The sequence below is a fragment of the Pseudomonas sp. 05N434 genome (assembly GCF_056396965.1).
Genome location: NZ_JBFTMK010000765.1, coordinates 1 through 1,799 on the forward strand (window position 1 = coordinate 1; position 1,799 = coordinate 1,799).

Sequence of the window (1,799 nt, forward strand, 5' to 3'; positions counted from 1 at the left end):
CACGTTGCACTTGGCGCAACACCTCCTTGCGCCAGCTCCATAGCTTTTGATCTGCCTGCAGCACCCTCCCCAGAGCAATACAGGTGGCAATCAGATGACCGTACACGAGTAGCATTTTGAGCATTACCTGAACCTTATTTTTATGTGGGCAATGCACTCCCTCGCACCCTTGATTTGAAACTAAATGATACGGATTATTATTTGTATCGAGCAAGTTACAAACTCAACCATCCATCCGAAGCCGCCTGCCCTCTCGCACGTTTGCGGTGTTGCGCTGTTCCTTGAGCAACGCCCGAATACGAAAACGCCGCTCAATGAGCGGCGCTGGAGAATCCCGGTTCACCACGATGACGAGCGGAGACAAAACATTCTGAACCCTGTACATCCCCTCCAAGTCGAAAAATAGACAGTCAGTAATCACTGAAGCATCCCTTTAAAAGGAGTCTTTTTCATGAAGATCTCGGAAGTTATGACGAAAGATGTTTTAACAGCCAAACCAAGCCAGACGATCCAGGAGGCTGCAAGCATGATGGCCAGGATCGATAGCGGCGCCATTATGGTTGAAGAGCAAGAGCGCCTGATTGGCATGATCACGGACCGGGACATCGCCATCAGAGYCGTCGCCGAAGGACTCACCGGAACAACCCCTATCAGTAAAATAATGAGTGGCGGCATCCGCTATTGCTATGAGGATGAAGACATCGAGCATGTCGCTAGAAACATGGCGGACGTCCACCTCCGTCGCCTGCCCGTGCTTAACCGAGACAAGCGTCTGGTTGGCGTCGTATCGCTGGGAAACATTGCCAGCACACGATCTCAGTCCGCCGCCGCGACTGTTTTGTGCGGCGTGGCACAGGCTCATTAACCGATTGGATAATGAGCCGTTCAAGTGTTCATCAGGATTAAAGCCCCATGGATCCGAAACGCTCGCCTGACCTGGAATCCGTTGGAAATTCGGCTTCAAGGCCAGGCGAGTCCTTCTGTAAATAGTCGCTGCCCCTTCCCCCACGCAACGCACCCTTCGCTGAACTGCATTCGCTTTGCGCGACACATTAGCCCGGCTCGATGAGTAGGTCTTTGTCTTCCGGGCCTAGCGCCGGCTCTTGATCCTCCAATTTGCCGGTTTCACGCTTCTTCTTCAGGCGGGTTCGAGCGCGCTCGGTGTCATAAGACTTTCCTTCAGCCAAGGCATGCAGGGTCGATGAAATTCGATAGAAACCACCACACGGTTCGCAATGAATGCGCAATCCGCCCCCGAACGAAAGATCTTCCAGCGCATTGGTATTGCCACACAGCGGACAGTTCATAGCCACCTCCTGAACATTCAGCTATAGCCGCTTTCAGCCCGCCATAAACGCTGGCAACCTGGACAGGTGTGATGACGAATAGCGCGGATATGTTTATATCGACACGGGCGATCCAAGGAGGTTGCTTGTTTTTACACGACAGTCGAACGTTAGGCGTCGCTCGGCAGCTGCTGCATCTCTTGATCGTTCAGAAGCCGCTGAAGATCAAAAGATCGCAGCCTTGGGCAGCGCCTACCGAGGGTGGCGTTACAGCCGGGGCGGAATCTAATCCGAAGTCAGCGGCTGCCTGGAGCGACTCGGCGCGATGACCGACTTCTCCCCGGTGTCGCGATGCAACAAGGCAACGTTGTAGTCATAGCGGGATATCAACGGCACCGGCTCGTCATTGCGGGACATCTTGAGCCATTGTCTTGTGCGCTCGATGTCAAAGGATTCGTTCCTGCCCTTCATGCTTTTAATCAGGTTGGCCGAGACCCTGAAGCGTCCACATCC

Annotated in this window: 2 protein-coding genes and 1 pseudogene; 1 reads left to right on the plus strand and 2 read right to left on the minus strand. The window is 53.7% G+C overall.

The features are described 5' to 3' along the window. Positions 1-451 precede the first annotated feature (451 nt). Entirely contained in the window at positions 452-865 is a 414-nt protein-coding gene (locus AC1DLB_RS29085) for a CBS domain-containing protein (protein WP_477786197.1), read from the plus strand. Between the two features lie 187 nt (positions 866-1,052). Here AC1DLB_RS29085 and AC1DLB_RS29090 read toward each other — a convergent pair whose 3' ends face one another. Then, positions 1,053-1,307: a hypothetical protein gene (locus AC1DLB_RS29090; protein ID WP_018927980.1), complete on the minus strand. Its 255-nt coding sequence runs from the start codon at positions 1,305-1,307 to the stop codon at positions 1,053-1,055. A gap of 264 nt (positions 1,308-1,571) precedes the next feature. Next, positions 1,572-1,799 (minus strand): annotated as a pseudogene (locus AC1DLB_RS29095) (hypothetical protein); the annotation flags it as partial.

Excerpts from the sequence above, each read along its gene's own strand:
- AC1DLB_RS29090 (WP_018927980.1), bottom strand. The coding sequence starts at position 1,307 with ATGAACTGTCCGCTGTGTGGCAATACCAATGCGCTGGAAGATCTTTCG.